Below are 5370 nucleotides of genomic sequence, written 5' to 3'. Positions count from 1 at the left end.
AATGTAATCATTAGGTCTGTTTTGTTATAAAATAGTCTGTCATAAATAATATGATTTTTAGCGAGTAAACATTAGAAATTGTATTGCTGTGAGTGTTTGTTGCTGGCAAGGAATGGGGCAAAAATGAGTTAAGAAAACATAATATTACAGCTCATTTTGCTGCCTTGCCGCCACGCGATATTAAACCAAACAACTACACCAACAATTTAAAATTGAACCAGCCACGGAATATCTGGAGTATCTAAGCCTACACAACTCTTGATGTCCACAAGAAACATCATGTTCAAAAGATATCAATGGGTCAATTTCATTTCAATCACACGGATCAGCGAGCGGAAGAATGAAGATACACCTGAACTTCGCGCTGAATCTTTCAATGCATCAAGCTCTTGCTGTTCTAACCAGTGTCCACCGATCATCACACCTACTGGATGCTCCACCACACTAACATCAGTTAACGGATCTTTTGCCAGCAATACAAGATTGGCGCGATAACCTGATAAAATCATGCCGGTCTTTTCGAAACCCAGCTTTTCAGCATTACGCCGAGTGACAGATCTTAAGGCGTCAAACGGTGATAAACCCGCAGCAACTAACAGCTCAAGCTCATGCGCAACAGATTCGCCAGGAATAATGCCAAAACTACCGCTATCAGTGCCGGTTAACAAGGGGACTCCAGCTTGATGTAGCAGACCCGTCGCTTTGAGAAAAAATTCGGCATGCGGAGCTTCATAAACCGATGGGTCCATCTGACTCCAATACTCTAGTGCACCTTGCGAAAACCAGGTCACCAGTGGATTAATCATGTCACTACCGGGTCTGGTTAAATATGCGCCTTTACTTTGCGCAATTAAAACCAATCGCTTGTGGGCAATCAATGTTGGTGTAACAGCCTCTCCTGATTGTGCGATTGTTTCGGCTAGTACGGCCATTTTTTCTCGCGTCAAGTCATCCCTCAAGCCATGCCAAACGATAGTTTCGATATGCTCAAGCGTGATTAATCCTTTTCCTAACGAAGCCTCCCATGGGATTTCGAACGGTTTCTCGCGTGGAATACCGGCAGTGCGCTTTCCTTCTGGAGAATGACCGCTGATAGTCATTCCTAAAAGGGTAGCCTCTTCAAGAATGGTAGTAAAAGCTTTTGGTGTTAGATTCGAATAAACTTTGATATGCCTATAGCCGGCACTATGTTGTTCTCGAACAGCCGAACGCGCTTCGTCTGCTGTATTCACAATAGTTTGTAAAATGTGTTCGTTAGGGCCACTACTATTTAGAATCGGGCCTGTAGTCATGAAGTCGGGAGCCAGAAGCTGTCCTTTAGTAATACGCTCGGTCAGCTGCAGATGAAATGGATAGCCAGACATATTGCGTAAGCCTGTTACTCCATGTGCCAGATAGGCGGCGAACTCTAGCTCATCGTTAAGGTGAATATGGGCATCAATAAGGCCAGGCATTAACGTATATCCTTCACCATCAATCAAAAGTACCCCCTCGGGCGCCTTGATCTCACCTGTTGCACCGATCTCGGCAATCCGATCACCTATAATCAGCACATCTTGAGCACTTTGCGATGGCAAATTTTCGTCAACCATTGATATCACACGAATATTGCTAAAAAGCACAGCTATGGGTTTAGATTCATCAGGTTTCAGCGTACTTGGCAGGTGATTAATGATGAACCACAACCATATAATGAATAAAATACAAACAATGCCAATAGAAATTCCAGCTCGCTTTAACCATTGATTTCCATTTTTTGCTTTCAAACCAAATTCCCTTTTGTGCTAAGTGACTGTGAGAGCTGCTAACGCCTTACTAATGGGCGCATAAATGCTTGGCTAAAATTAGCGAGGAAGGAGCACAAGCCAAGCGTTTTGCGTCCTTTTGAGAGCGAATTAGAAAAACACCCATTCTAAAAATACAAAATACCATATTGAGCTGAGCTAATTAAAATATTTTATAGTGAAGGGAAATCAAGCTCTATGGAGGTTTGGGGCAAAAACGAGCCAGCGATGATAAATAATCAACTAGCAGGTGCTTTATGAAAAAATGGCTCAAGTAACGATGTCGGGCTAGAAAATCATTAAATTTTGTTAATGTTAGAATCTTTGCCATGACCTTTCATTAGTTTTCATTAGTTTTCATTTGTTTCCTATAGTTTGCATTAGTTTATGTTTGTTCTTGGTTGTTTTCGCAATTTTAAATTAACTCACCAGTCCATCGATTGATTTTTACTTTTGTTGCGAGTAGCGTGCAAATCAGACTGAAATTACTGAGACTACGGTAATGACTTCATTGATAAACTTGCGCTACTCAGATCTTAGTTTTGATGAAATGATGCAAAACTGGGAAAGCTGCTTTTTGGGGTATCAAAAAGAATATAAGCAGCTTATCTATCGCTTCCCTAATGTAACTTTCGAACTAAAGAAATTTTCGCAGTTTGTTACGGATAAAATTCTGATCGACAAGTGCACTATTTTCGACTTTTGTCTTTGTCGAGCTATGAATCAGTATTTAATTCTAAAAGATAGAAATAAATTTTTTGCTTTGGAAACTTTCAGAGCAACGCTGTTCTGCACTGCGATGGAGGAGCTAAAAAATATCGCTGTTATAGACTCTTGTGGTGACAAGTGGATCGCAGAAGAAAAAATCCCTTTTCAAAATTGGTTAGATGCTCAACCTCAAAGAAACATCGAACTACAAAGCTTCAAGCTAATATTAGTTGTTAGTTATGAAAAGAAAATTGCTTAATTTCGCAGTTTTCTGTTCGTCAAAAAACATTTTTGCATCATTCTCTCCCTAAACGCCACTCTCCGCATCCGCATTAGAAACCAATCCATTTCTGGTTTGTTCATGAGTAGTAATTGCGGAAAATCGGTGTGACCTTTGTCTGTCGCTAAACCTAAAAATTCTTTTGAGCCGTGGTAGCTTTTGCCAAAGCTGAGGCCATTGTGGATCTTAAACTCGGTGCGGATGCCGTTGATCTCGTGTTCGTCTGTGCTGACAGTTTTAATGTCGTTCCAGCGGAATACGGTTTCAAAGCAGCCTTTGCGTGTCATAAAGTGTTTACCAACTCGAAAGAGGGCGCAGCGGTCTAATAGGTTATCGCCAAAGTAAATGCTGTTCCATTCTTTGTTGGTCGCATGGGTGACTCTATGACCGTGATGCTCGAACACATACGACATATAAGTACAGCCATAGTTGTAGGCGAGATCATGATAAATTTGTTCGAAGGTATCGTTAAAATGAGGCGTTGCAATTATGTTTCCCATATTACTCACCTCGATATTCGATTAACTTGGCAAAACCAGACGCATTTCTCACAACTTTTTTAGTTTGGTTGTCCACTAAAATCATGGTTTCAAAAGCGTGGGCGACAGGGGCGTTGTCATCGTTCTTGGTGATCACGGCTTCAAAGGTGCAAATGGTGCGAGTAGTTTCAAAAACACGATAGTTGAAGTGCAAAATATCATGCAAAAATGCCTCACCTTGATAATCCACTTTAAGCTGTTTGATGAAAGACGTAGAGCCGTTTACGTTCAGCTCGTCATTGATACCAAAGTGGCTAAAATACTCAAGCCGTGCATGGTGTAGCATAGATACAAGGCTGTTATAACCTAAGTGATTACCAAAATTTAAGTCAGCGACTCTCACTGCTAAATCAACAGTGAAATAATGGGGTTGTTGCATGGTTATTGCTCCTAAAGTGTGACGACATCAGTGCGGCGATGCCAGATAACTTGAGCAATCCTTTGTATTTTACAATCCGAAATAAATGCGTTTTCAGCCTGAGTTTCATAATTCAAACTGTATAAATTTAAGCGGCCTTCTTTACCTTGCTGAACTCGGCGGATCAGCACTTGACCTGTTTCGAGCGTGACAATGCAATCTCTGCCAATGAGTTGTTGTGCTTTACTGGGTAACAATTGACAACCACCAACATAATCACCAAGTTGATAAAAGGGTGCCATCGAATCATCGCTGACAATCGAGATAATCGGTGACGGGTTATTTTGCTCGAAGTAAAACACCTCTTTTAAAATGCGGGCATCCAGTTCAAAGCATTCAGTATCTGGTTGATGGTAACGTGGGGCGAGTCCTTCGCCAGAAAGTAACCAGTCAGTAGTGCAATTGATATTCAGTTTTTCAAAAGCATCAACCAACTTCTTTGCCCCTTTAACTGAAAGCGGGTGTTTATTGGTTTCCCATGCCGTCAGTGTGGCGGCCGAAATTCCAGAAGCTTGTTCAAAACTTTTGCGGCTGAACCCTATCATCATCCGCAGGCTTTTTACCCTTGAAGATGGTGTTTGATATCCATCATTGGGTAATTCGGGCATGGTTTCATTAATCATTAACAACCCCACTTTTATAACGATTCATGCGTAGATGAAATAAGTGAAAAAATTAAAGATAATGCAAAAATTTTCATTTTTAAGCAAAATGACCAAAATAAAATTTATGAAATTATTAATATTTTTTGATACTTTGTGTAATAAAAATATCGAATATCAATATTTGTAATAAGTCTAAAGAGGCTATTCCAATAATTTTTTTCGCTGATAGTATCTTGATTTATTAAGAATCTAAGCTGATTTTTTGTAGGTCGATGATGACAAAGCCTGATATCACTTTGCTTACACCCGTGATGAGTTTTGATGAAACAATGGCACATTGGAGGGATACCAACCCTATATACCATAAATGCCTCGATGCCATGATTCAAAAATTCCCAACAGCACTTCAAGAGATCAAACAACTTTTCATCCTGCTCACTGATGCCATCTACATTAACGATGGCCTGCTGTTCGACTACAGCCTCTCTAAAGCCATGCATCAGTATCAAATACTATCAATAAAAGGCGAAATTACGGCTTACGATGGCTTCGTGAAAACACTAAACCAAACTGCTGAAAACTCACTTTACTCTTATGTTATCAGAGACCCCAAAGGCGGAAGCTGGTCGATTCTAGGACAGCAAAATTTTAGGGATTGGTTGGAAGAAGATTATCGAAGAGTGTCTTGGATTGAGGAGTGTGAGGTTGGTCTAGTTGAAATATAAAATTATTTAGAAATGATGAAAGTATAGATTTTTACAAGTGATATAATCGATTTAGTGAGTTAGTTTTGGTAAACATAATAATGAGTTACAGATATATACTGTTGTTTTCTTTAATTAGTGGGTTAATGGGAGTTTTTTTCGGAGGGTTGTTGCTACCGCATATTTTAACTCTTAATGAAACCAGTATATCCTGACTCTTCTACACAAATATTATGGAAATTGAACTTATTATCGTTTCGTTGATCTGATCAGTAAATTACACTAGATAAGGCAACGCATCATGTCAATTTTCAACCAAGATCTATGGTCAA

6 protein-coding genes are annotated in these 5370 nt (G+C 39.8%); 2 read left to right on the top strand and 4 right to left on the bottom strand.

Features of this window, described 5'->3' with window-relative positions; translation table 11 throughout:
• Nucleotides 1-293: 293 nt before the first annotated feature.
• Nucleotides 294-1766: an amidohydrolase family protein gene (locus tag JQC92_RS20755; RefSeq protein ID WP_205001445.1), complete on the bottom strand. Its 1473-nt coding sequence runs from the start codon at nucleotides 1764-1766 to the stop codon at nucleotides 294-296.
• Nucleotides 1767-2334: 568 nt separating this feature from the next.
• Here JQC92_RS20755 and JQC92_RS20750 point away from each other — a divergent pair.
• On the top strand, nucleotides 2335-2751 hold the full coding sequence (locus JQC92_RS20750) for a hypothetical protein (RefSeq protein ID WP_205001444.1): 417 nt from the start codon (nucleotides 2335-2337) through the stop codon (nucleotides 2749-2751).
• Here JQC92_RS20750 and JQC92_RS20745 read toward each other — a convergent pair.
• The 3 genes from JQC92_RS20745 to JQC92_RS20735 are packed head-to-tail and all read right to left on the bottom strand — an operon-like array spanning nucleotide 2748 to nucleotide 4352.
• On the bottom strand, nucleotides 2748-3272 hold the full coding sequence (locus tag JQC92_RS20745; protein ID WP_205001443.1) for a hypothetical protein: 525 nt from the start codon (nucleotides 3270-3272) through the stop codon (nucleotides 2748-2750). The genes JQC92_RS20750 and JQC92_RS20745 overlap by 4 nt on opposite strands.
• Before the next feature lies 1 nt (nucleotide 3273).
• Nucleotides 3274-3690 (bottom strand): acyl-CoA thioesterase, encoded by a 417-nt coding sequence (locus JQC92_RS20740; protein ID WP_205001442.1) that lies wholly within the window; start codon nucleotides 3688-3690, stop codon nucleotides 3274-3276.
• 11 nt (nucleotides 3691-3701) lie between these two features.
• Nucleotides 3702-4352: an XRE family transcriptional regulator gene (locus JQC92_RS20735; RefSeq protein ID WP_205001441.1), complete on the bottom strand. Its 651-nt coding sequence runs from the start codon at nucleotides 4350-4352 to the stop codon at nucleotides 3702-3704.
• Nucleotides 4353-4609: 257 nt separating this feature from the next.
• On the opposite strand from JQC92_RS20735, the gene JQC92_RS20730 reads away from it, so the two are divergent.
• A complete protein-coding gene (locus tag JQC92_RS20730; RefSeq protein WP_205001440.1) occupies nucleotides 4610-5059 on the top strand; it encodes a hypothetical protein in 450 nt (149 codons plus the stop codon).
• Nucleotides 5060-5370: the final 311 nt, after the last annotated feature.

Origin of the sequence: Parashewanella hymeniacidonis (assembly GCF_016900895.1) — a bacterium.
GTDB lineage: Bacteria > Pseudomonadota > Gammaproteobacteria > Enterobacterales > Shewanellaceae > Parashewanella > Parashewanella hymeniacidonis.
This window is presented reverse-complemented; position numbering and strand designations above follow the sequence as displayed.

What these genes read in the sequence shown, in the direction of transcription:
- JQC92_RS20735 (WP_205001441.1), bottom strand. Translation starts at nt 4,352, where the DNA reads ATGATTAATGAAACCATGCCCGAATTACCCAATGATGGATATCAAACA.
- JQC92_RS20750 (WP_205001444.1), top strand. Translation starts at nt 2,335, where the DNA reads ATGATGCAAAACTGGGAAAGCTGCTTTTTGGGGTATCAAAAAGAATAT.
- JQC92_RS20745 (WP_205001443.1), bottom strand. Translation starts at nt 3,272, where the DNA reads ATGGGAAACATAATTGCAACGCCTCATTTTAACGATACCTTCGAACAA.
- JQC92_RS20730 (WP_205001440.1), top strand. Translation starts at nt 4,610, where the DNA reads ATGACAAAGCCTGATATCACTTTGCTTACACCCGTGATGAGTTTTGAT.
- JQC92_RS20740 (WP_205001442.1), bottom strand. Translation starts at nt 3,690, where the DNA reads ATGCAACAACCCCATTATTTCACTGTTGATTTAGCAGTGAGAGTCGCT.